This is a genomic window from Sphingobium aquiterrae (assembly GCF_037154135.1).
Taxonomy (GTDB): domain Bacteria; phylum Pseudomonadota; class Alphaproteobacteria; order Sphingomonadales; family Sphingomonadaceae; genus Sphingobium; species Sphingobium aquiterrae.
In genome coordinates this window covers 79,134-102,539 of the sequence record NZ_JBANFL010000008.1, presented here as the reverse complement: position 1 = coordinate 102,539, position 23,406 = coordinate 79,134, and the positions used below count along the sequence as shown (strand labels likewise).

16 protein-coding genes and 1 riboswitch are annotated in these 23,406 nt (G+C 67.0%); of the genes, 10 read left to right on the top strand and 6 right to left on the bottom strand.

The window, feature by feature from the left end:
- Positions 1-38: 38 nt before the first annotated feature.
- A riboswitch (cobalamin riboswitch) is annotated at positions 39-282 on the bottom strand.
- A gap of 206 nt (positions 283-488) precedes the next feature.
- Positions 489-2,759 (top strand): TonB-dependent hemoglobin/transferrin/lactoferrin family receptor, encoded by a 2,271-nt coding sequence (locus tag WFP78_RS10430; RefSeq protein WP_336961522.1) that lies wholly within the window; start codon positions 489-491, stop codon positions 2,757-2,759.
- Between the two features lie 9 nt (positions 2,760-2,768).
- Positions 2,769-3,767, top strand: a complete 999-nt coding sequence (locus WFP78_RS10425) for a DUF6607 family protein (RefSeq protein WP_336961519.1) — start codon at positions 2,769-2,771, stop codon at positions 3,765-3,767.
- A 103-nt stretch (positions 3,768-3,870) separates the two neighbouring features.
- Here WFP78_RS10425 and WFP78_RS10420 read toward each other — a convergent pair whose 3' ends face one another.
- Complete coding sequence (locus WFP78_RS10420) at positions 3,871-5,943, bottom strand: TonB-dependent receptor plug domain-containing protein (protein ID WP_336961516.1); 2,073 nt, start codon at positions 5,941-5,943, stop codon at positions 3,871-3,873.
- Positions 5,944-6,032: 89 nt separating this feature from the next.
- On the opposite strand from WFP78_RS10420, the gene WFP78_RS10415 reads away from it, so the two are divergent.
- Positions 6,033-6,560, top strand: coding sequence for a homogentisate 1,2-dioxygenase (locus WFP78_RS10415; protein WP_336961775.1), 528 nt, complete (start codon positions 6,033-6,035; stop codon positions 6,558-6,560).
- Positions 6,561-6,570: 10 nt separating this feature from the next.
- Complete coding sequence (locus tag WFP78_RS10410; protein WP_336961513.1) at positions 6,571-7,578, top strand: cytochrome-c peroxidase; 1,008 nt, start codon at positions 6,571-6,573, stop codon at positions 7,576-7,578.
- A 112-nt stretch (positions 7,579-7,690) separates the two neighbouring features.
- Here the strand turns inward: WFP78_RS10410 and WFP78_RS10405 are convergent, their stop codons facing one another.
- From WFP78_RS10405 to WFP78_RS10390, 4 genes are all read right to left on the bottom strand, one after another.
- Positions 7,691-8,092, bottom strand: a complete 402-nt coding sequence (locus tag WFP78_RS10405) for a winged helix-turn-helix domain-containing protein (protein WP_336961510.1) — start codon at positions 8,090-8,092, stop codon at positions 7,691-7,693.
- 176 nt (positions 8,093-8,268) lie between these two features.
- Positions 8,269-9,303 (bottom strand): alcohol dehydrogenase AdhP, encoded by a 1,035-nt coding sequence (adhP, locus tag WFP78_RS10400; protein ID WP_336961507.1) that lies wholly within the window; start codon positions 9,301-9,303, stop codon positions 8,269-8,271.
- Positions 9,304-9,352: 49 nt separating this feature from the next.
- A complete protein-coding gene (locus WFP78_RS10395; protein ID WP_336961504.1) occupies positions 9,353-10,744 on the bottom strand; it encodes an NAD-dependent succinate-semialdehyde dehydrogenase in 1,392 nt (463 codons plus the stop codon).
- Between the two features lie 239 nt (positions 10,745-10,983).
- Positions 10,984-11,961, bottom strand: coding sequence for a LysR family transcriptional regulator (locus WFP78_RS10390; protein ID WP_336961502.1), 978 nt, complete (start codon positions 11,959-11,961; stop codon positions 10,984-10,986).
- Positions 11,962-12,354: 393 nt separating this feature from the next.
- Here WFP78_RS10390 and WFP78_RS10385 point away from each other — a divergent pair, with 393 nt between their 5' ends.
- Entirely contained in the window at positions 12,355-14,544 is a 2,190-nt protein-coding gene (locus WFP78_RS10385; protein ID WP_336961500.1) for an FUSC family protein, read from the top strand.
- Between the two features lie 17 nt (positions 14,545-14,561).
- Here the strand turns inward: WFP78_RS10385 and WFP78_RS10380 are convergent, their stop codons facing one another.
- Positions 14,562-15,458 (bottom strand): LysR family transcriptional regulator, encoded by an 897-nt coding sequence (locus WFP78_RS10380; RefSeq protein WP_336961498.1) that lies wholly within the window; start codon positions 15,456-15,458, stop codon positions 14,562-14,564.
- A gap of 354 nt (positions 15,459-15,812) precedes the next feature.
- Between WFP78_RS10380 and WFP78_RS10375 the strand changes: the two genes are divergently transcribed.
- From WFP78_RS10375 to WFP78_RS10355, 5 genes are all read left to right on the top strand, one after another.
- Positions 15,813-17,480: an electron transfer flavoprotein-ubiquinone oxidoreductase gene (locus WFP78_RS10375; protein WP_336961773.1), complete on the top strand. Its 1,668-nt coding sequence runs from the start codon at positions 15,813-15,815 to the stop codon at positions 17,478-17,480.
- A 16-nt stretch (positions 17,481-17,496) separates the two neighbouring features.
- Complete coding sequence (locus WFP78_RS10370) at positions 17,497-19,767, top strand: 3-hydroxyacyl-CoA dehydrogenase NAD-binding domain-containing protein (protein ID WP_336961496.1); 2,271 nt, start codon at positions 17,497-17,499, stop codon at positions 19,765-19,767.
- 45 nt (positions 19,768-19,812) lie between these two features.
- Entirely contained in the window at positions 19,813-21,582 is a 1,770-nt protein-coding gene (locus WFP78_RS10365) for an acyl-CoA dehydrogenase C-terminal domain-containing protein (RefSeq protein ID WP_336961494.1), read from the top strand.
- A gap of 103 nt (positions 21,583-21,685) precedes the next feature.
- Positions 21,686-22,432 carry an electron transfer flavoprotein subunit beta/FixA family protein gene (locus WFP78_RS10360; RefSeq protein ID WP_336961491.1) on the top strand — a complete coding sequence of 249 codons (747 nt, stop codon included), beginning with the start codon at positions 21,686-21,688 and terminating at the stop codon, positions 22,430-22,432.
- 24 nt (positions 22,433-22,456) lie between these two features.
- Positions 22,457-23,392, top strand: a complete 936-nt coding sequence (locus WFP78_RS10355; protein WP_336961489.1) for an electron transfer flavoprotein subunit alpha/FixB family protein — start codon at positions 22,457-22,459, stop codon at positions 23,390-23,392.
- Positions 23,393-23,406 lie beyond the last annotated feature (14 nt).

Sequence of the window (23,406 nt, the reverse complement as noted above, 5' to 3'; positions counted from 1 at the left end):
GACGGAGTACCGTGCCACGGCCATCCCCTGGACCAGGCAAGAGCGACCAGACGCCGGCAGGTCTCCTGGCTCACGGGTCATCGCACGATGCATGGCCTTCCCAGGCCCCGCATGACTTAGCGTCCGGCCCAGTGGCTGACCCCCCGATGATCCCGGAAGGTCGATATGCATCGCGCTCACCGCTTACAGTTGCAGGGACAGCTGCGGAATAGGATGCCAAGGCATCCGTACCGCATTCCCATTTTAAGCCCCTTTCGGGGCACCGGCGCGATCTTCGAAGGGCGGCTCATGCCGTCCTTCAACGCGGGGCATAGAGGCGCCTTGCCGAAAAGTGAAGATAAAAGCACGTCCGGCACGCCGCGCCCATCGGACGCTCATCGAACCGGGCGGTTCGTCGCGGTCCTCCTTTTGCACTTCATGTTGACGGAGGGCCTTCCCTGCCGATAAACAGCACATGAGAATCATTATCAATATTAAAGGGGGCTTCATTGGCCGTTTCCAAGCCGGATGCGCGGCGTCCGCAGCACATGATCCTGTCAGCGTCGATCCCGGCGCTGGCCGCCACCCTTGCCCTGGCCCCCGGCCTGGCGCGGGCGCAGGATGGCGACCCGCTTGTTACCTTCGACCAGCGCAACGCGATCACCGTGACCGCTACGCGCCTGCCGCAGGCCGTGATCGACGTGCCCGCGACGGTCTCGGTCATTTCGGATCGGCAGATCGCCGACCAGATGGTGTCCGACATCAAGGACCTCGTGCGGTTCGAGCCCGGCGTCAGCGTCCGGCGGGCGCCCACGCGCTTCGGGGCGGCGAGCGGCACGACAGGCCGGGACGGCAATGCCGGCTTCAACATCCGCGGCCTTGAAGGCAATCGCGTGCTGATCCAGGTCGACGGCGTGCGCGTGCCCGATGGTTTCGACTTCGGCGCGCAGTCGGCGGGACGCGGCGACTATGTCGATGTCGGCCTCATCAAGTCCGTCGAAATCCTGCGCGGCCCCGCTTCCGCGCTTTACGGCAGCGACGGCCTGGCCGGCGCGGTCAGCTTCGTCACCAGCGACCCCGAGGATTTCCTGCGCAAGGACCGCAATGTCGCGGGCCTCGTCCGCGCGGCCTATGATTCGGCGGACGACCAGTTTTCCGAGACCGCCATTCTGGCCGGGCGAAGCGGGGCATGGTCGGCTCTGGTCGCCTATACCCGCCGGGACGGGCATGAATTCGACAACAAGGGGACGAACGACGCGCCCAATGCCAACCGGACCACGCCCAATCCGCAGGACAGCCGCTCCAATGCCGTGCTGGGCAAGATCGTCTGGAACCCCGGCGAGGCGCATCGCGTCCGGCTGACCTTCGATCATCTGGACGACGACATGCGCACCAATGTGCTCAGCGGCATCGCCGCCGCGGCGACGAGCGCCACCAGCGTCATCGGCCTTACGGCGCACGACAAGACCCGCCGCGATCGCGTCAGCCTCGACTGGCGGTATCGCGGCACGGGCGCGATCGACGAGGCGCAACTGTCGCTCTGGTATCAGGATGGCGAGAACCGCCAGTTCAGCGCCGAGGACCGCAACACCGCCGCCGACCGCACCCGGCTCAACACCTTCGAGAACCGCGTCATCGGGGCCAGCGCCGAACTGCGGAGCGACCTGCGCACCGGCGCCATCGCCCACCGCGTCGTCTATGGCGGGGACATCAGCGTCACGCGGCAGAAGGGGCTGCGCGACGGCACCACGCCGACGCCTCCCGACACCTTCCCGACCCGCGCCTTCCCGATCACCGACTTCACGCTCGCCGGCGCCTATCTGGGCGACGAGATCGCGCTGGCGGACGGCATGTTCACCCTCTATCCGGTGCTGCGCTTCGACCATTACAAGCTCGATCCGAAGGACGATCCGCTGCTGCCGGTGTTCGATACGGCGGGCCAGAACGGATCGCGCCTCTCCCCCAAGATCGGCGGGGTCGTGAAACTGGGCGGCGTCAACCTGTTCGCCAACTATGCGCGCGGCTTCAAGGCGCCCTCCCCCACGCAGGTCAACCAGTTCTTCCAGAACCTCGCCCAGGGCTACACCTCGCTGCCCAATCCGAACCTGAAGCCGGAAACGAGCGAAACCTATGAAGGCGGCCTGCGCTTCGCCGAAGGGCTGGTGAGCGGCGGCGTGACCGGCTTTACCGGGCGCTATCGCAACTTCATCAGCCAGGAAGTGGTCGGCGGCGGGTTCACCCCTTCCAATCCCGCGATCTTCCAGTTCATCAACCTCAACCGGGTGCGCATCTCCGGCGCCGAGGGCCGGCTCGACCTGCGCATGAAGAGCGGCCTCTCCGGGCGCATGGCGATCAGCTATGCCAAGGGCACGGTGATCGACGGCGACGGCATCCGCTCGCCGCTGTCCACCATCGATCCGCTCAAGCTGGTGATGGGCATCGGCTACGATCATCCGGAGGGACGGTTCGGCGGCCAGATCATCGCCACCCATGCCGCGCAGAAGGAACTCGGCCGCACCACCTATGTCGACGCCAGCGGTGCCGCGACGGTCTGCAACGGCGCGCCCTGCTTCCGCCCCGGCGGGTTCACCATATTGGACGCGACCGCCTATGTCCGGGTCGGCAAGGCGGTGACGCTGCGTGCCGGCCTCTTCAACCTGCTCGACAAGAAATATGCCTGGTGGAGCGATGTCCGCGGCCTCGCCGCCACATCGACCGTCACCGACGCCTACACGCAGCCGGGACGCAATGCGAGCGTCTCGCTCACTGCCCGCTTCTAGGAGTTTCCCATGAAATCAACGCTTCTCTCATCCATCGCACTGGCGGCAGCCCTGTTCTCCGCCCCGCCCGCCCTTGCCGACGGCCCCGTGAAGGCGCGCTCGGCGGAGGTCGAGGCCGGCGCTTTCCAGGCCGATCGCGCCGCGATCCTCGCCATGGCGGGCAATTATAAAGTGACCTTCGACATGCGCGAGACCACGGCGTGGCGCCCGGACTATACGCCGATCCCGTCCAAGATCAGCGGCGGCCATGAAAGCGTGCGCATTGTCGAGGATAGCGGCCGCCACATCGTCCTCCAGCATCTGCTGGTCGTGAAGGACGATGCCGGCAAGGTCTTCGTCATCAAGCATTGGCGGCAGGACTGGACCTATGAGCCCGAAAGCGTCCTCGTCTATGCCGGCACGGGGCGCTGGAATGTCGAGGCCGTCCCGGCGGCCATGCGCGCGGGGCGCTGGTCCCAGACGGTGTGGCAGACCGACGATTCCCCGCGCTATGGCGGCTGGGGCCAGTGGACCGACGAAGGCGGCGTGCGACGCTGGCGCAGCAGCTGGACATGGCGCCCCCTCGCCCGGCGCGACGCCGTCCGCAAGCCGCCCTATGACCGCTATCTGGGGATCAACCGCCACTCGCCCACGCCCTCGGGCTGGGTCCATTGGCAGGATAATATCAAGATGGGACCGGAGCCGGGCACGACCGGCGGCAAGATCGTGCCCTTCGTCCAGGAATCCGTGCTCAACAGCTATGTCCACGCCGATGATTTCGATGTCGCGGCGGCGGACAGCTACTGGGCGGCGACCAGGGACTATTGGGCGGCGATCCGCAAGAGCTGGGACGAAACCATCGCAACGGACCATGGCCTTCATGTCGCCGAGGTCGCGGACACCGGCTCGGCGGGTGCGGCGCGCCTCATGACGCTGGCCGACGATATTCAGGCGCGGAAGATATCGGTGGCCAAGGCGATCGAGAGCGGTCGCGCGATCATCGCGGAGGTGACGGCGCAGCATGAATAGCCTCGTGCCCCGGAAGGCAAGGAGGACGATATCTAGCGCATGGGCGACGTCGGCATGGCCGACATCGCCCTCGCAACGCGATGGCCGCGCATCCCTGTTATCGTCAGTAGCGCGCCCGGATGCTCGCGAAGAGACTGCGCCCCTGTTCCGGGAAGCCGTCGCTGAGGACATAATAATCGTCGAACAGATTGCGCGCGCCGACGCCGATCTCGACGCCTTCGGTCAGGCTGTAGTCGATCCTCAGATTGGCGACGGCATAGCTGCCGGTGCGGTAATAGACCGGTAGCGCGGCGGTGGTCATCGTCGTGCGGTTGGAGGCGAGGTCGACATTGGGGACGATGTGCAGGCCGGCGACGGGCGACCAGTCGGCATAGGCGAACCCCTTGTGCGTCGGCACGTCGGTCAGGCGGAAGACCGGCACGACCGTGCCGTTGGTCTGCGGCGCGATGTCGAAGGCGCGATGGGTATAGGTATAGTTGGCGCCGACATTCAGCCCCGCCCCGAGCTGCGCGGCGAAGGACAGTTCCGCCCCATAATATTCGGCCGAGCCGAGATTCTGGCGCTGGGTCGTGTTCGCCGGGAAGCCGAGCGGGCGCACCGAGACGATGGCGTCGCTGATATCGCTGTAGAACACAGCACCTTCGAGCCGGACGGGCCCCAGGGTGCGGCTGCCGCCGATTTCATAATTGGTCGCCCGTTCGGCCTTCAGGCCCGGATTGGACGCGGCCGTGCCGAACTGGGTGCTGAACCGCTCGAAGATGGTCGGGAAGCGTACCCGCGACGAGATGCTGGCGTGGAGGCGCGTGTCGGCATCGGGCGTCCAGATCAGCTGGCCCTGCCCGTTGAACGCGCTGGCATTGCACAGCGGATAGCTGAAGATGCGCGCGGCCCCGCCACCGGGCGGCGTGCCATATTCCTCCGCGCGCTGGAGGTCGCGCCAGTCGAAGCTCGCGCCCAGCACCAGCGACAATGCAGGGGTGAACGCCAGCCGGTTTTCGCCGGCGATGCTGTATGTATCCTCGACATTGGTCTGCGGCGGCTCGGTAAGGCCGCTGGGGAAGCCCTGCTGATATTCGACATGCCTGTCGCGCCGGTAATAAGCCGCCAGGCTGAACCGGTCGGCATCGGTGAGGTCGACATCCAGCTGCGCGGACCCGCCCCACGCCTTGTCATGATAATAGCTGTTGAAGGCGCGCCCCAGCGTCTGGCTCGTCTGGCTGCGATTGTCGAAGGAGCGCAGCAGATTGTCGAAGCTGTTGCGATAGACCCGCGTCTTGAGCGTCGCCCGGTCGCCCAGCGCCGTGGTCGAGAGGAAATAGAAGCTCTCGATATTCCAATAGGGCCAGCTCCAGTTGCGCTGCGTCGCAACGCCATCGGTGATGTGCAGCGGCGCATTCTTCGCGCCTTCCTGCCGGGTGTAGCTCAGCGCATATTCGTCCGTCGCATTGGGGGTGAAGCCGATCTTCGCATTGACCCGCCAGTCGCGCGTCGCCGAGAAATCCCGCGCGCCGCCTTGTTCCGCCGAGGCCGGCGTGGGCGTGTAACCGCCCGCCAGATCCCAGTGATCGACGATATTGCGGGTGAAAGAACCCTGCGCATACCAGTTGTCCTGCTTCGTGCCGAGCAGGGCGAAGACATTATAGCCGGCATAATCGGCATCGCTGTCCAGATTGAGCGTGCCGCGCACCTCCGCCTCGATGGCCTTGGTCGGCTTGCGCGTCACCAGGTTGACCGCGCCGCCCATGGCGCCCGGACCGTCCAGCACCGAGGCATAGCCCTTGGCGACCTGCACCTCGGCAATGTCGGGGGTGAGGAAGCGGCCATAATCGAGCCGGTTGTCGGCGGGCAGATAGACGCGGATGCCGTCCAGCGACAAAGGCACCTGGAACCGGTCGAAGCCACGGACGAAGATCAGCCGTTCGTTGCGCGACCCGCCGCTGTTGGAAGAGGAGACGCCCGGCATCAGGTTCACCGCTTCGTCCAGAGTATTGCGGTTGAAGGTGTAGATCGCATCGGCCGACAGGGTCGTGCCGTCGATGGCGATGCCTTCGGTGCGCGGGGCCGTCACCACGATCTGCCCCAAAGTGAAGCTGCCGTCCTGCCGCTCAGGTTCGGCCGCATGGACAGATGTGCAGGCCAAGCCGGCAACACCGGCCAGCAACATGGATAAACGCATGATGATGATCCCCCCTCGAAAGCGATTGCCGCTGTGCGACTCGATATATATGGCCATATATAGAGATCGGTCTGAAGGAGAAGCCAGTGATGCTGCGCGGGATGATACTGGCTGGATGCGCGGCGGGATGCGCGATGCTGGCGCCGGCGTTGGCGCAGGTGGCGGCGGAAAGCTGCCCGCCTTCCAGCGCGGCGCCATTGCCCGCCGAACTTGCGGCATGGACGTCGCGCAGCCCGGCTGTCGCGGCGGCCGACAGCAAGGCGCTGGCCGGGGCCATGCTGTCGCCCGGCCGCGCCGTGGACGCGCGCCTTTCCCCGACGGGCAGCGTCACCTATGCCGTGCGCCCGGAAAAGCCGGGCGGCTCCGTCAGCCATGGCGGGCTGTTCGCCTTCACCGTCGCGCAGGCGGGCACCTATCGCGTCGCGCTGGGTTCGGGCGCGTGGATCGATCTTCTCAAGGGCAGGACGGTGATCGCATCGCGCGCCCATGGCCATGGGCCGGCCTGTTCCGGTATCCGCAAGATGGTGGATTTCCCCCTGAAGCCGGGCCGCTACATCCTGCAGATTGCGGGCAATGGCGACGCGGTGCTGCCGCTGATGGTCACGCGGCTCCCCTGAGCGCATCGGCGTGAAGGCGCTGGCCTGGCTGCTCCTGGTTCTGGCGCCCGTCTTCGCGGCGATGGCGATGCCGCCGGCAGCGCAGCCCTGGCGGTGGCGCCTGCCCAAGGGCCTGTCGCCGCCGCAGGTTCCGCCCGACAACCCGATGTCGGCCGCCAAGGTCGCGCTGGGCCGCCGCCTGTTCCACGATGCGGACCTGTCGATCGACGGCACCATGTCCTGCGCGTCCTGCCATGAGCAAAAGCGCGGCTTTGCCGACGGCAATGCGACGCGGCCCGGCGTGCATGGCGATCCGGGGCGGCGCAATGTGCCGGGCCTTGCCAATATCGCCTGGCTGCCGCGCCTGACCTGGGCCGATCCGGGGCTGACCACCCTGGAAGCGCAGGTCGCGGTGCCGGTGCTGGGGCTGCATCCGGTCGAGATGGGCATGGCGGGCAAGGAGGCGGAGATCGCGCGGCGGCTGGAGGCCGACGCCTGCTACCGGCGCATGTTCGGCGCGGCCTTTCCGGATCGGCGGGGCGCCATAAATCTCGCCACGGTCTCCGCCGCGCTTGCTGCGTTCGAAAGGACATTGCTGTCGTTCGACAGTCCCTATGACCATTATCTGCAGGGACGAAAGGCGGCGCTCTCGCCGGCGGCCCGGCGCGGTCGGGACAGCTTCTTCGGGGCGTCGGGATGCGCGGCCTGCCATGCCGGCCCCAACCTTACCGACGCGCGCTATCATGCGGTCCCGATCGCCCCCACGGCAGCGGACCGGGGTCTGGTCGAGAAGACCGGCAGGGCCGAGGATGACGGCAGGTTCCGGACGCCATCGCTCCGCAACGTGGCCGTGACCGGCCCATGGCTGCACGATGGCTCGGCGACGACGCTGGACGAGGCACTGCGCAGGCATCCCATGCCCGTTGCCGCCGGGGACAGGCCGGACCTGATCGCCTTCCTGCAGAGCCTGACCGATCCCGGCTTCCTGCGCGACAGGCGCTTTGCCTACCCGGATCGTGTCTGCGGGCGCGCATCGTGAAAAGCGTCGCCATGCGGGGCCGCATTGTATTGGGGATTTGCGCCGCATCGCGGATGGACCGGCATCCACGCCCCCGCCGGGGCCGAAGGGCGCGCGCGCCGACAGGGAAGGATCAGCCGGTTGGGCTGACCGATCGGTTGCCCGATTGCGCGGGCAATGGCTGTTCGCGCAGCAGCGTCCGCAATGTCTCCAGGGCATCGCCCTCGGCGGATCGCGCCATCTCCGCCTCGATTGCGCGATAGGCGCCGAGCACCGCGCGCCCGGTGTCGGTCAACCGCGCGCCGCGTTCCCTGCCGCCGCCCGGCAATGTCTCGACCAGCTTGTGCGTCCAGCAGCGGTTCATGCTGTCGACCAGCAGCCAGGTGCGCCGATAGCTCATGCCCAGCAGCCGCCCCGCGCCGGAGATCGAATGTTCCCGGTCGATCGCCTCCAGCAGGTTCGCCTTGCCCGGCCCCATGGCGAATTCATCCCCGCACAGGAGCTGCACCTTCACCTTGAGAATGCCGATCTGCATCGCTTGCCGCCTTCCAACACCGCCGGCATGGTTACGCCAGAGCGGCGCGAGCGGACAGAGGCATTTTGCGGCCCGCTCCCGATGCCATGCCCCACACAGCCTGACCGGCCATCAGCCTGAGCATCCAGAGCCGGTTCGCTCAGATCGAAGCGAAACCGGCTCTGAATCTGCCTGTCCTAGCCCGCCTGTTCGAAATCCACGACGATGCGTCCTTCGATCTCGCCGCGATGCATGCGGCCGAAGATGTCGTTGATATTCTCCAGTGTGTCCGTGGCCACGGTCGCATGGACCTTGCCTTCGCCGGCAAAGGCCAGCGCTTCCTGCAGGTCGAGCCGGGTGCCGACGATCGAGCCGCGAATGGTGATGCCGTTCAGCACCGTATCGAAGATCGAGATCGGGAAGTCGCCCGGCGGCAGGCCGTTGAGCGATACCGTGCCGCCCCGGCGCACCATGCCCATCGCCTGCTGGAACGCCTTGGGGCTGACGGCCGTCACCAGCACGCCCTGCGCGCCGCCGATCTCCTTCCTGATGAAGGCGGCGGGATCGACATTGCGGGCGTTGACGGTGAGCGCCGCGCCCAGCCGTTCGGCGAGCTTGAGCTTCTCATCGTCGATATCCACCGCCACGACGTTCAGCCCCATCGCCCTGGCATATTGCACGGCCATATGGCCCAGCCCGCCGATGCCGGAGATGGCGACCCAGTCGCCCGGCTTGGTATCCGTGACCTTCAGCCCCTTGTACACGGTCACGCCCGCGCACAGCACCGGCGCGATCTCCACGAAGCCGACATTCGCCGGCAGGTGGCCGACATAATTGGGATCGGCGATCACATATTCGGCGAAGCTGCCGTTCACCGAATAGCCGGTGTTCTGCTGGGTCTCGCACAGCGTCTCCCAGCCGCCAAGACAATGCACGCAATGCCCGCAGGCGGTGTAGAGCCAGGGCACGCCGACCCGGTCGCCTTCCTTCACATGGGTGACGCCCGCCCCCACCGCCACGACATGGCCAACGCCCTCATGCCCGGGGATGAAGGGCGGGTTGGGCTTGACCGGCCAGTCCCCCTCGGCGGCGTGAAGATCGGTATGGCAGACGCCGGTGGCGGCGATCTTGACCAGGATCTGGCCGGGGCCAGGCATGGGCACCGTCACTTCCTCGATGACGAGGGGCTTGCCGAATTCGCGGACGACCGCCGCTTTCATTGTCTTTTCCATGGATCTTGCCTCGTGCTTTTCAAAAACCGGATATGAACGCCGCCGCCGCTCAGAAGGGCGCGTCGATGTCCACGACGTCGATCAGCTTGTGGTTGACGAATTCCTTGATACCCAGGCCCAGCAATTCGCGGCCATAGCCCGAACGGCGGACGCCGCCGAACGGCAGGTCCGCCTTCACCATCGTGGGATGGTTCACGAACACCATGCCGGTGGAGATGCGCCGGGCGACCTGCGCGCCATGCGTCGTGTCCGACGTGAACACCGATCCGCCCAGCCCGAACGGCGAATCATTGGCGATCCGCACCGCGTCATCCTCGTCTTTGGCACGGAACAGCATGGAGACGGGGCCGAAAAACTCCCAATATCGTGCCGGATTGTCCTCGCCGATGTCGGTGAGGATGGTCGGCTGCACGAAGGCGCCCTGATTGGGGGCGTCGGGCCCCACCGGCGTGGCGGTGGCGCCATGTTCGACCGCCTGCCGGATCATCTCCTTCACATCGTCGGCTGCCTTTTGCGAGGAAAGCGGCGCAAGCGTGGTCGCGGGATCGAAGGGATCGCCCATGCGCAACCCGGCAACGCCCTGGGTGTAATGTTCGAGGAAGGCATCATACAGTTCGTCCACGACGATCATCCGCTTGGACGACACGCAGACCTGGCCGCCATTCCAGTGCCGGCCGAAGACCGCCCATTTCACCGTCTTCTCCAGATCGGCGTCGGCCAGCACGACAAAGGCATCGGCGCCGCCCAGCTCCATCGTGGACTTCTTGAGCGCCCGCCCCGCCTGCGCCGCGACCGTCGCGCCGGCATCCTCGGAACCGGTCAGCGCGACGCCATGAACGCGCGGATCGGCGATGATCATCTCGATCTGCGCGCGGGTGGCATAAAGGTTCGTGAACGCGCCGTCCGGCAGCCCGGCCTCGCGCATCAGCGCCTCGAACGCGGCGGCGCTCTGGGGCACGTTGGCGGCATGCTTCAACAGCATCGTGTTGCCCGCCGAAAGCTGGGGCGCGATGATCCGCGCGATCTGATAATAGGGGAAGTTCCAGGGCTCGATCGCGAGCAGCACGCCCAGCGGCTCATGCACCAGCGTCGCCTCGCCTTCGGCGGGATCGGCAACCGGCAGCGGCTCGGGCGCAAGCAGCCGTTCGGCATTGTCGGCATAATAATCGAGGATCGCCGCGGACAATTCCACCTCCGCCTGTGCCTCGGGCAGGAGCTTGCCCATTTCCAGCGTCAGGATGCGGGCATAGGCATCCATGTCCCGGCGCAGGAGGCGCGCGGCGTTGCGCATCACGGTCGCCCGCCCGGCGAACGGCACCTCGCGCCATGACCGAAAGGCACGATCGGCATTGTCGATGGCCTGCAGGACCTCGGCATCGGTCGCATCGGCAAAGGTCGCCACGATCTCGCCGGAATAGGGATTGGTGGTTGCATAGGTCATCGAACGATCCTTCTCAGCATGTGACGCGACACGCCGGACATGTGCCGCCCGAACGGGTGCGCCCCGAACCGGCGATCATGTCCTTCCGCGCAGTTCCTGCCCTCCGACGATGAAGGGCATTCTCGTTGCCCCTATTGGTCCCGCGCCGCCGTCCGCCCTATGCGGATTGTTACGTAGATCATTGTAACATTACGGAAACCCTCGCCCTGTAGGGCCGCCGCCGCGCCGGGGAATCCCGCTTATGGATCGTCCGGACATGGCGGGCCATCGCCCGTGGCGGCATCGGCCCCCGCCGCATGGAGCAATCCCGCCGACAAGGGCCAGCCCCATTCCCGGTAAAGCGACACATAGAGCGCCAGAAGCTGGCGCAACTCCACCGAGCCGTCATGCTTGCGGAACCGCATGATGAGCGGCACCATCACCGTTTCGCCGATGTCGAGGAAGGCGATATCGCTCCGGCCGTGACGCCGCACCGACTGGGGCACGATGCACACGCCCAGGTCGGCGGCCACCATGACCAGCGCGGTCTGCAGCTCACGCACTTCCTGCACCCGCTCCGGCACCAGCCCGCGCGCATGGAAGGCGGAAAGGACAAGGTCGGCGAAGCTGGGGCGCGGCTCGCGCGGATAGAGGATCAGCGGCAGCTGGCACAAAGCGGCCAGATCCACCGGGCGACCCGTCTGCGCGAAGGCGTGCCCCTTGGCCACCGCCACGACCAGCGGCTCATCGCGCGCCACGATATGCTGGATGCTGGGTTCCTCGATCACGACCCGGTCGAAGCCGATATCGATCCGGCCGTCGAGCAGCGCCGCCATCTGCTCCTGGCTGTCCATTTCCGACAGGCCGATATCCAGTTCGGGCGCGATCTGGCGGAAACGGCCGATGACCTCCGGCAAACGGGCATAGAGGGTGGATGGGACCAGCCCGAACACGAAACGCGGCGCCCGGGTCTCCACGAAACGGTGCATGGTCGCCTGCAGCTGCTGCATGCCGCGCACGATCATATGAGCCTGTTCATACAGGAGCTGGCCGGCGGGCGTCAGCCGCAGAGGCCTGCTTCCCCGTTCGAAAAGCGTGACGCCCAGCGCCGCTTCCAGCTCCTGGATGCGCTTGCTGAGCGGCGGCTGCGCCATGTTCAGCCGTTCCGCGCCACGGGTGAAGCTGCGCTCATCCGCGACGGCAAGGAAATAGCGCAACTGGCGGATGTCGATGTTCACAGACGGTTTCCAGTCCGAAATCATGGCTCAGGCGCATGTTCCGAGTCGCCGGGTGAAGGCATCAGGCTGGAAATGCGGAAAACAAAAGCTACAGCAAAGATACAGGGCAGCAAAACATGCCCGGTCGACGCCCTATGCGCAGGACCCGCCCGCAAGTCCATACCAAGCTGGTATGATAACGGACCCAGACGGTCCTTTTTATTGCCGGCGCGCAGGCGCAGGGACGGCGCGCCGGGCGGCCTTCCCCCTCTCCCAGCTGCCCGGCCCTGGAAGGGCTGTCGTCACCATGGCTTTCGCCAACACCGTCAGGCTCGACGCCCCCTACGCGACGCCCGACGGCGCGCCGACCGTTCGCATGCGCTGCAGAACCCGCAGGCGAACGACGTTACCGGCGTGACGGCAGACCCTTCCAGCCACGCCATGACGGCGCCTTCCCTGTCGCGCGGGCAAAGCGTCCGCCTGGCGGCGAAATCCCTTGCCCTTGGCGACAGGCCGGCCGGGGCGCTGCTCGCCGAAAGCCGCATGGGGGCAGCCGACGCCTTTTTCTCGCTCAAAACCTATGCGTCGGCGATCCTTGCCTATTATATCGCGCTGCGTATTGGCCTGCCGCGCCCCTATTGGTCGATCGTCACCTGTTACATTGTGGCCCAGCCGCTGGCCGGCGCGGTCTTCTCCAAGGCATTGTTCCGCATGATCGGCACGATCGTCGGCGCGCTGGTGGCGATCATCATCGTGCCCGAGTTGGTGAACGCGCCGGAGCTGCTTTCGGGCGCGCTGGGCCTGTGGCTGGCGCTATGCACCTATCTGGCGATGCTGGACCGCACGCCCCGCTCCTATGTCTTCCTGCTGGCGGGCTATACCGCCAGCATCATCGGCTTTCCCGCGGTGGACCAGCCCGGCACGGTGTTCGACATCGCCAGCCTGCGGGTGCAGGAGATCGTAATCGGCATTTCCGCCAGCGCCTTCGTGCATGCGCTGGTCTTTCCGCGCTCGGTCACGTCGCGGCTGGCGGAGCGGACGAGCGCCATCCTGCTGGATGCCGAGCGCTGGTCCCATGACGCCCTGGCCAGGACAGACCCCGGCATGCTGGATCGCGACCGCCGCCGGCTTGCGCTCGACCTGCACGAACTGCACCAGCTGGCCATCCACCTGCCCTTCGACGTCTCGCGCCTGGCCGTGCGGATCGCGGTGCTGCGCGTGCTCCAGGAACGGCTGTCGCTGCTGCTGCCGCTGGCCAGCGGCATAGAGGACCGCCTTGCCCAGCTGCGCGCGCTGGGCACCATGCGGGCCGAGCTTGCCCGCTTCGTCAGCGATGTCGCGCAATGGCTGGCGGAACTCCATGCCGACCCCCTGTCCATCGCCCGGGCCGACACGCTCATCGCCCGCGCCCGCGCGCTGGAGCCGCTTTACGACGCGCCCTGGAACTGGGAGGCCGCGCTGCGCCTCAGCCTGCTCGACCGGTTGCAGGACCTGATCCGCGTCCATCGCGACGCGCGCGAATTGCGGTCGATCATCATGACGCGCGGCGCCAGGGGATCGCAGGCGATCCAGGGCGCGATCGGCAGCGCCCGCGCCCAGCCGCTGCATCGCGACCATGGCCTTGCCCTGCGCGCGGCCTTCGCGACGCTGGGCACGCTGGGGATCGGCACGGCGATGTGGATCGCCACGGCCTGGCCCGAAGGCGGCAATGCCGTGGTGATCGCCTGCATCGTGTGCGCCCTCTACAGCAATCTGGACAATCCCGGCCCCACGGCGCACCGCGTGCTGTACGGCACGATCACCGCCGTGCCGATCGGCGCGATCTATGCCTTCGTCATCCTGCCGCGCACCGCCGATTTCCCGACGCTGGCGGCGCTGCTCGCCCCCGCGCTGCTGATCATCGGCAGCCTGCTGGCGCGCCCGAAGACCGCGCCCTATGCCATCGGCATCATGCTGACCCTGCCGGGCCTGCTCGGCCTGAACGATCGGTACGACGCCCATTTCCAGACCTTCGCCAATTCCGCCGTCGCCCAGATCGTCGGCGTGATGATCGCGGTCTTCATGCTCGACCTGTCCAGCGCCATCGGCGCGCGCTCCGGCGCGTTGCGGCTGGTGCGCGCCGGCTGGCGCGAGCTTGCGGCGATGGCCGCCGGGCGCGGCGACCTGGACCCCGGCGCCTGGATCGGCCGCATGCTCGACCGTGTCGCGATGCTCGCCCCGCGCCTCAAGACGCTGGCGCTCGACCCCACCCAGCCGCTGCTCGACATCCTGGCGGACACGCGCATCGGCATCGCGATCACCGACCTGCGCAAGTTCCAGGGCCGCGCGACGCCGCATGGCGCGAAACTCGTCGCGCTGCTGCTGCGCCATGTCCGCCGCCATTATGCCGCGCGCACCGATCAGGGACCGGCCGATCCCGACCCGGCGCTGATCCGCAACATCGACCGGCTCCTGCCACGGATCGCCGCGCTGGAAGACCCGGAACAGCGCCGGCTGGGCGTGCTGGCGCTGACCAGCCTTCGGCGGAACCTTGCCTCATCCGCGCTGCCGCCCGTCTGGCCGGAGCGCCCCGCGCCCGCCTCGCCCACGCCGCCCGAGGGTTGAACGTTCGGGCGTAAGCATCAGGGGCCGGGCGCGTTGCCGATCAGCCCCCTCGCCTCGCGCACGATCCAGTCCCGCACCAGCCGCACGCGCGGCGCCAATGTCTGGTTGGCCGGGCGGGTGACATAGAAGGGGATCGGGTCGAGCCGCGCATCGGGCAGCAGGCGCGTCAGCCGGCCCGCGCGGACATCCTCCTCCACCTGGAAATAGGCGAAGAGGCTGATGCCCATGCCCATCCGCACCGCCTCATGCTGGGCCAGGCTGCTGTTGGTGCGGTAGGTGCCCGAAACGCGCACCGGCTCGCCATCCACGCTCCAGATCTGGCTGGTCGCTCCATAGCTGAACAGCACGCAGTCATGCTGCTGAAGGTCCGCCCCGCAACCGGGCAGCGCGTGCTCCGCCAGATAGGCCGGCGCGGCCACCAGATAGCGGGGCACGTCGCCCAGATGCTTGGCGATGACCGTCGTCTCGCTGACCTGACCCGTGCGCATGGCGAGGTCCAGCCCATCCTCCACCATGTTGACGAAACCGTCACTCAATTGCATTTCGATGGTGACGCCGGGATAGGCCCGGTGGAACGCCGGCAACTGGCGCGCAAGATGGCAGCCGAAGGTGCTCGTCACGCCGATGCGCACATGGCCGACCGGCGCGCGGCCGCCACCATGCACTTCGGCCTCCAGCGCATCCACTTCGCGCAGGATGCGGCGGGCATGCTCCAGGAAAATGCGCCCTTCGTCCGTCAACGTCAGGGTGCGGGTGGAACGGCGCAGCAGCGTCATCCGGAAATGCGCCTCCAGCATCGAAATGCGGCGGCCGACCGTGACCTGGTTCGTCATCGCCTCCCGCGCGACGGCGGAGAATGATCCGCATTCCGCGACCCGGACAAACCATCGCATGCCTTCGACCAGCGGCGCCATTCATACAGCTTTCGTATAAGTGATGTTCCCTCTCAACCATTGTCCAAAAGCCTGTCAACGCATAAATCGCGCGCATGGCGAACAAGGTCACAAAAATGAAATTTCAATAATCCAGATCAAATTCCCCATTTTTTCGAATGATATCCGCAAAGAATTTCCATGACCCGATGATCGTGCATCTTCATTTTCCATAAAGCGATCATTTCCCTGAATAATATTCCGAATATCCGAAATCATTACTGATAAAATCCACACTTCCGACCCTGCATTGGACGGCATTCTTGCCCGATGCAGCCTCGGGCGCCGCACCCTCTTGTGCGCATTCCGTCGAAGGGACACTCTATGACCGCGCCTTTGTCGCCTCGCGAGGTGATGGCGTTCGACGTCGCCATCGTGGGCGCCGGTCCGGCCGGCCTCGCCGCCGCCATCCATCTGCGCCAGCTTGCCGGGAAATCGGGACGGGACATCTCCGTCGTCGTTGTCGAAAAAGGGTCGGAAGTCGGCGCCCATATCCTCTCCGGCGTGGTGGTCGACCCGATCGGGCTCGACACGCTGCTGCCCGACTGGCGTCTGCATGAAGACTGCCCGTTGACGACGACGGTCGCGGACGACCATTTCCTCTATCTGACCGAGCGCAAGGCCCGGCGCGTGCCGGGCGCGATGATGCCCAGGCTGCTCGACAATCACGGCAATTTCATCGGCTCGCTGGGCAATGTGACCCGCTTCCTGGCCGCCCGCGCCGAGGAATTGGGCGTGGAGATCTTCCCCGGCTTCGCCGCGACCGAACTGCTGTTCGAAAATGGCTGCGTGGTCGGCATCGCGACCGGCGACATGGGCGTCGACCGCACCGGCCAGCCACGCGACGATTTCGTGCGCGGCGTGGAATTGCGCGCCCGCTACACGCTGCTGGCCGAAGGCGCCCGTGGTTCGCTCAGCAAACAGGCCATCGCCCGCTTCGGGCTGGACAAGAACCGGGACGTCCAGAAATTCGGCCTCGGCATCAAGGAACTCTGGCAGGTGCAGCCCGAGCATTTCCGCCCCGGCCTGGTCCAGCACAGCTTCGGCTGGCCGCTCGACCGGGAGACGGGCGGCGGCTCCTTCCTCTATCATTTCGACGACAGTCTCGTCGCGGTCGGCTTCGTCGTCCATCTGAACTACAGCAATCCGACGCTTTCGCCCTTCCAGGAATTCCAGCGTTTCAAGACGCATCCGGCGATCCGCGATGTCTTCGAAGGCGGCAAGCGGATCGCCTATGGCGCCCGCGCGCTGACCGAAGGCGGATGGCAGTCCGTGCCCCGCCTCAGCTTTCCGGGCGGCGCGCTGCTGGGCTGTGCGGCCGGCTTCGTCAACGTGCCGCGGGTGAAGGGATCGCACAACGCCATCCTCTCCGGCATCCAGGCCGCCGATGCGGTCGCCGCCGAACTGGCCAGCGCATCCCCCCGCATCGAGCCGGTCGCCTATGAGGAGGGCTGGCGCGGCTCCGCCATCGGCCGCGACCTGAAGCCGGTGCGCAACGTCAAGCCGCTCTGGTCGAAATATGGCATGCCGATCGGCGTCATGCTGGGCGGCGTCGACATGTGGTGCAACCAGCTGCTGCGCTTTTCGCCCTTCGGCACGGTGCCGCACGGCAAGCCGGACAGCGCCTGCCTGAAGCCGCTGTCGCAGGTGACGCCGATCGCCTATCCCAAGCCCGACGGCGTCCTGACCTTCGACCGCCTGTCCTCGGTGTTCCTGTCGAACACCAACCATGCCGAAGACCAGCCCTGCCACCTGCATCTGCGCGATCCGCTGGTGCCCATCCGGCAGAACCTGCCGGTCTTCGGCGAGCCGGCCCAGCTCTACTGCCCCGCCGGCGTCTATGAGATTGTCTATGGCGACGAGGCGGGCAAGGCCGATCCGCGCTTCGTCATCAACGCGCAGAACTGCGTCCATTGCAAGACCTGCGACATCAAGGACCCGACCCAGAACATCAACTGGGTGCCGCCCGAGGGCGGCGGCGGCCCGAATTATCCGAACATGTAACCGAAGGAAATGTGGCGTGACCGATATCATCATCCGCAAGGCCGCCGTCATCGGCGCCGGCACCATGGGCGCGGGCATTGCCGCCCACCTCGCCAATGCCGGGCTGGAGGTCGTCCTGCTCGATCTCGACGCGGACATGGCGCGCGGCGGCATCGCGCGCCAGCTGAAGGCGGGCGGCTTCATGATGCCGGCCTTCGCCGATCGCGTGACGCCCGGATCGACGGGCGCGGACATCGGCCTGCTGGCGGACGCCGACTGGATCATCGAGGCGGTCGCCGAGCGGCTCGACATCAAGCACGCCCTGTTCGGCGCGATCGAGAAGGTGCGCAAGCCCGGATCGATCGTGGCCTCCAACACCTCCACCATCCCGCTCCATGCGCTGCTCGAACCCTTTTCGGACGATTTCGCCTCGCATTTCCTGATCGCGCATTTCTTCAATCCGCCGCGCCAGATGCGGCTGCTGGAACTGGTGAGCGGCCCGCGCACCCTGCCCGCCGTGACCGGGACGATCCGGCATTTCGCCGACGCCCGGCTGGGCAAGTCGGTGGTGCCCTGCAAGGACACGCCCGGATTCATCGGCAACCGCATCGGCTGCTACTGGCTGGCGGTCGGCCTGGACCAGGCGATCCGGGCGAACATTCCAGTCGAGGTCGCCGACGCCACGATCGGCAGGATTTTCGGTTTCCCCAAGACCGGCATCTTCGGCCTCTATGATCTGATCGGCAACGACCTGATGCCCAATCTGGTCCGCTCGCTGCAAAACACCCTGCCCGCTTCGGACGCCGTGCAGACGGTGGAGGCGGAGCCTGCGCTGTTGCACGCCATGATCGGGCAGGGACTGACCGGCCGCAAGGGCGGCGGCGGCTTCTATCGCCGGTCGCAGGACCGCAAGAGCAGCGAGACGATCGACCTGGCATCGGGCGCATTCCGGCCGACCGTGCCCGCCCTTTCGGACAGCCTGACCGCATCCCTCGGCGATCCCCGCGCGCTGCTGGAGCATGAGGGCGAGGCGGGCCGCTATGCCTGGGCCGTGCTCGCCCGCACCCTGGCCTATGCGGCGTCGCTCGTCCCGGAAATCGCCGACCGGCCCGATCTGGTCGATGAGGCGATGCGTATGGGCTATGGCTGGAAATATGGCCCGTTCGAACTGATCGACCGGATCGGCGCGCGCTGGTTCGCCGACAGGCTGGCCGCCCGGGGCGAGCCGGTGCCCCCGTTGCTGGCCGTCGCCGCCGATTTGGATGGCTTCTACCGTGTCGGCGGCGGCAAGCGCGAAGTGCTCGTGCCCGTGGACGGCCAGAGCCGCTATGCCGCCATCCCCGCGGCCGACGGCGTGATCTCCATCGCGGCGCTGCGCCTTTCCGGCACGCCGGTGGAAGAGAATGCCGCAGCCAGCCTGTGGGACATCGGCGACGGCGTCGGCCTGCTGGAATTCCACAGCAAGATGAACAGCTTCAGCGCCGGCCTGATCGCCGCCGTCACGCAGATGGTGGCGCTGGCGCCGGGCCGCTTCCGCGCGCTTGTGATCGGCAATGACGGCCCGGCCTTCAGCGCCGGCGCGGACCTTTCCGCCGTGCTGCAGATGTCGCGCGACGGCGACCGTGACGGGATAGAAAAGTTCATCCGCGCCGGCCTCAAGGCGTTCGATGCGGTGCGCGATTCAACCATTCCCATCGTCGGCGCGGGTTTCGGCGCGGCGCTGGGCGGCGGATGCGAGATATTGCTGCATTGCCATGCCATCGTCGCCCATGCGGAAATCGGCATCGGGCTGGTGGAACCCAAGGTGGGCCTGCTGCCCGGATGGGCGGGTCTCACCCAGTTGCTCGTCCGCCTGCAGGAGCGGGATGCCGATGCCGCCGCGACGGCCACAGCGGCGCTGCGCACGGTGCTGCCCGCCACCACCTCCGCCGGCGCCTTCGACGCCCGCGCCAAGGGCTTCCTGCGGGAGAGCGACGGGATCACGATGAACCGGGACCGGCTGATCGGCGATGCCAAGGCCCGCGCGCTGGCGCTGGCCGCCGACTTCACCCCGGCCCCGCGCGCCACCCTCTCGCTGCCCGCCCCGACCATGCTCACGCAGGCACTCGACACGCTCGTCGCCGCTCTCGGGCCGCATGATCTCGACATCGGCCATGCCATTGCCGGCGTCCTTAGCGGCCCCGCGATCATCACGGAAGCGGCGCTGACCGAACGCGCGGTCGACGCCTTTGTCGACCTCGCCCTCACCCAGCCCACCCGCGACCGGATCGAAGCGATGCTCCGCACCGGCAAGCCGCTGCGCAACTGACCCTCCGCCTTTTCCCCTCCCCATCCCAGTTCAACAGGAGCATTTATGCCTGATTATGTGGCCCCCATCGGGGATATGACCTTCCTCCTCCAGGACGTGTTCCAGGCGGAAAAGATATTGACCGGCCTGCCGGGCTATGAAGAGGTGTCGGACGATCTGGTCTCCAGCATCCTTGAGGAAGCGGGCCGCTTCTGCGCGGGCGTGCTGCGCCCGATCAACCAGAGCGGCGACGAGGAAGGCAGCCGTCTGGAAGACGGCGTCGTCTACACGCCCAAGGGCTTCAAGGAAGCGTTCAAGGCCTTTGTCGACGGCGGCTGGTCCAGCCTGTCCGCCCCGACGGCGTATGAGGGCCAGGGCCTGCCCCGCACGGTGCAGATCCTGGTGGACGAGATGCTGTCCGCCTCCAACCTCTCCTTCGGCCTGTTCCCCGGCCTCAGCCGCGGCGCCTGTGAGGCGATCGAAGCGCATGGCAGCGCGGCGCTGAAGGAAAAATATCTCCCCAGGATGATCGCGGGCCAGTGGACCGGCGCCATGGGCCTGACCGAAGGCACGGCGGGCTCGGACCTGGGCCTGCTCAAGGCGACGGCGAAGCCGCGCGACGACGGGTCCTACACCGTGTCCGGCTCGAAGATTTTCATCTCGTCGGGCGATCACGACATGGCCGAGAATGTCATCCATCTCGTCCTCGCCCGGCTGCCCGACGCACCTGCGGGCACCAAGGGCATCAGCCTGTTCCTCTGCCCGAAATATCTGGTGAACGCAGACGGCACGCTGGGCGCGCGCAACGCGGTGAATGTCGGATCGCTGGAGCACAAGATGGGCATCCACGCCCAGCCGACCTGCGTCATGAATTATGACGACTGTCAGGGCTGGCTGGTCGGCGAGCCCCATCGCGGCCTTGCGGCGATGTTCACGATGATGAATGCCGAGCGCCTGTTCGTCGGCGTCCAGGGCCTTGGCCTCGCCGACGCCTCCTACCAGACCGCCGCGACCTATGCGAAGGAACGCAAGCAGGGCCGCGCGCCGGGCGCCACGGAGTCCGGGATGATCATCGCGCATCCCGACGTGCGCAAGATGCTGCTCACCATGCTGTCCTTTGTCGAGGCGGCCCGCGCGCTGACCGTGTTCACCGCGCTGGAGATGGACAAGGAAACCCGGCACCCCGACGCCGATGTGCGCAAGCAGGCCGGTGGCCTCGTCGCGCTGCTGACCCCGGTCATCAAGGCGGCCTTCACCGATTTCGGGTTCGAGGCGACGGTGCTGGGCCAGCAGGTGCTGGGCGGCCATGGCTATATCCGCGAATGGGGCCAGGAACAGTTTGTGCGCGATGCCCGCATCGCCCAGATCTATGAAGGCACCAACGGCATCCAGGCGCAGGACCTCGTCGTCCGCAAGCTGACCCTGGACGGCGGCGCGCCCGTCGACACGCTGTTCGCCATGATCGCCGACACGGTCGCCGAGGCGAGCAAGGTGGCGGCGCTGCAGCCCACCGCCCTGGCCATCGCCGAAGCCCTGAAGAGGTTGCAAGCCGTCACCGCCCGCCTCACCACGGGCGACGCCGCCAATCCCCTTGAGCAGAATGCCGCCGCGACCGACTATCTGCGCATGTTCGCCCTCGTCACCTTCGGGTGGCTGTGGGTCCGCATGGGCCTCGCCGTCGTGGCGAAGGGCGATGCCGCGACGCCGAATGAAAAGCGCAAGATCGCGGTCGGCGCCTTCTTCGCCAGCCGCATCCTGCCGCAGACCGCCTCCCTTGCCAGCCAGATCGAGGCCGGATCGCCCACTGTGATGGCGGTCGCTGCCGACGCGTTCTGAGCTTCATCCCCTGGCTGCGTCGAGCCGCCCTGCGCTCCCCCCCTGCCCCCTTGCCCCCTCGTCGCAGGCGGCTCGGCCTAGCCTTCCCGAGAGATTGCCCTCCATGAAAATTCTCGTCCCCATCAAGCTCGCGATCGACGCCAACACCAAGGTCCGGGTGAAGCCCGACCGCAGCGGCGTCGACCTTTCGAACCTCAAGCTGTCCATCAATCCCTTCTGCGAGATCGCGGTCGAAGCGGCCGTGCGACTGAAGGAAGCCGGCAAGGCGAGCGAGGTCGTGGTCGTCTCCATCGGCGCGCCCAAGTCCGCCGATGCGATCCGCACTGCCCTCTCCATCGGCGCCGATCGCGGCATCCTGATCGAGGCCGAGGGCCGGGTCGAACCGCTGACCGTCGCCAAGCTGCTCGCCAGGGTGGTGGCGGAGGAACAGCCCGGACTGGTCATCACCGGCAAGCAGTCCATCGACGATGACAGCAACCAGACCGGCCAGATGCTCGCCGCCCTGCTCGACTGGCCGCAGGCGACGCTGGCATCGGCGGTCGTGCTGGATGGAGAGCATCTGAGCGTCACCCGCGAGGTGGATGGCGGCCTGCAGACGCTGGGCCTTTCCCTGCCCGCGGTCGTCACCACCGACCTGCGCCTCAACGAGCCGCGTTATCCCACGCTGCCCAACATCATGAAGGCCAAGAAGAAGCCCATCGAGACGCGCACCCCCGATGCCTATGGCGTGGACGTGACCCCGCGCCTCAGCATTGTCGAAGTGCGCGAGCCCGCCGCCCGCAAGGCCGGCATCAAGGTCGCATCGGCGCAGGAGCTGGTCAGCCAGCTCCGCTCCGCCGGCGTCCTCTGACCCAGAAATCATGCGAGAACAGCCATGAAAACCCTTCTCATCGCAGATCATGACAACCAGTCGGTCGCCGACGGCACCGCCCGCGCATTGACCGCCGCCCGCGCACTGGGCGGCGAGGTGGACATCCTCATCGCCGGCCTTGGCGCCGGGGCGGCCGCCAATGCGGCAGCGAAGCTCCAGGGCGTGAGCAAGGTGCTGCTCGCCGACGGCGAAGCCTTCGCGCACGCCCTGGCCGAGCCGCTGGCCGCGCTCGTCCTGTCGATTGCCGGCGGCTATGGCGCCATCGTCGCGCCCGCCTCCAGCTCCGGCAAGAATGTGCTGCCGCGCATCGCCGCGCGGCTCGACGTGATGCAGGTATCCGACGTCACCAGGGTCGCGGCGCCCGACATCTTCGAACATCCGATCTACGCCGGCAACGCGATCGAGGTGGTGAAGAACGATGAACCGGTGAAGCTGCTGACGATCCGCACCTCCGCCTTTGCCGCGACCTCTGCCGATGGCGCCGCGGCCCCGGTCGAAACCATCGCCGCCGCCATCGTGGAGGGCCGCGCCACCTTCGAGGGCGAGGCACTGGCCAAGAGCGACCGGCCGGAGCTGGGATCGGCGAAGATCGTCGTATCGGGTGGCCGGGCGCTGGGATCGCCGGAGAAGTTCGACGCGGTCATCCTGCCGCTCGCCGACAGGCTGCACGCCGCCGTCGGCGCATCGCGCGCGGCCGTGGACGCGGGCTATGCCCCCAATGACTTCCAGGTCGGGCAGACGGGCAAGATCGTCGCCCCCGACCTTTATGTCGCGCTCGGCATTTCAGGGGCGATCCAGCACCTGGCCGGCATGAAGGACAGCAAGGTCATCGTCGCGGTGAACAAGGATGAAGACGCGCCGATCTTCCAGGTCGCCGATTTCGGCCTGGTGGGCGACCTGTTCCAGCTGGTCCCCGAAATCGAGGCCGCGCTCGGCTGAGCGCGCGCCTCACC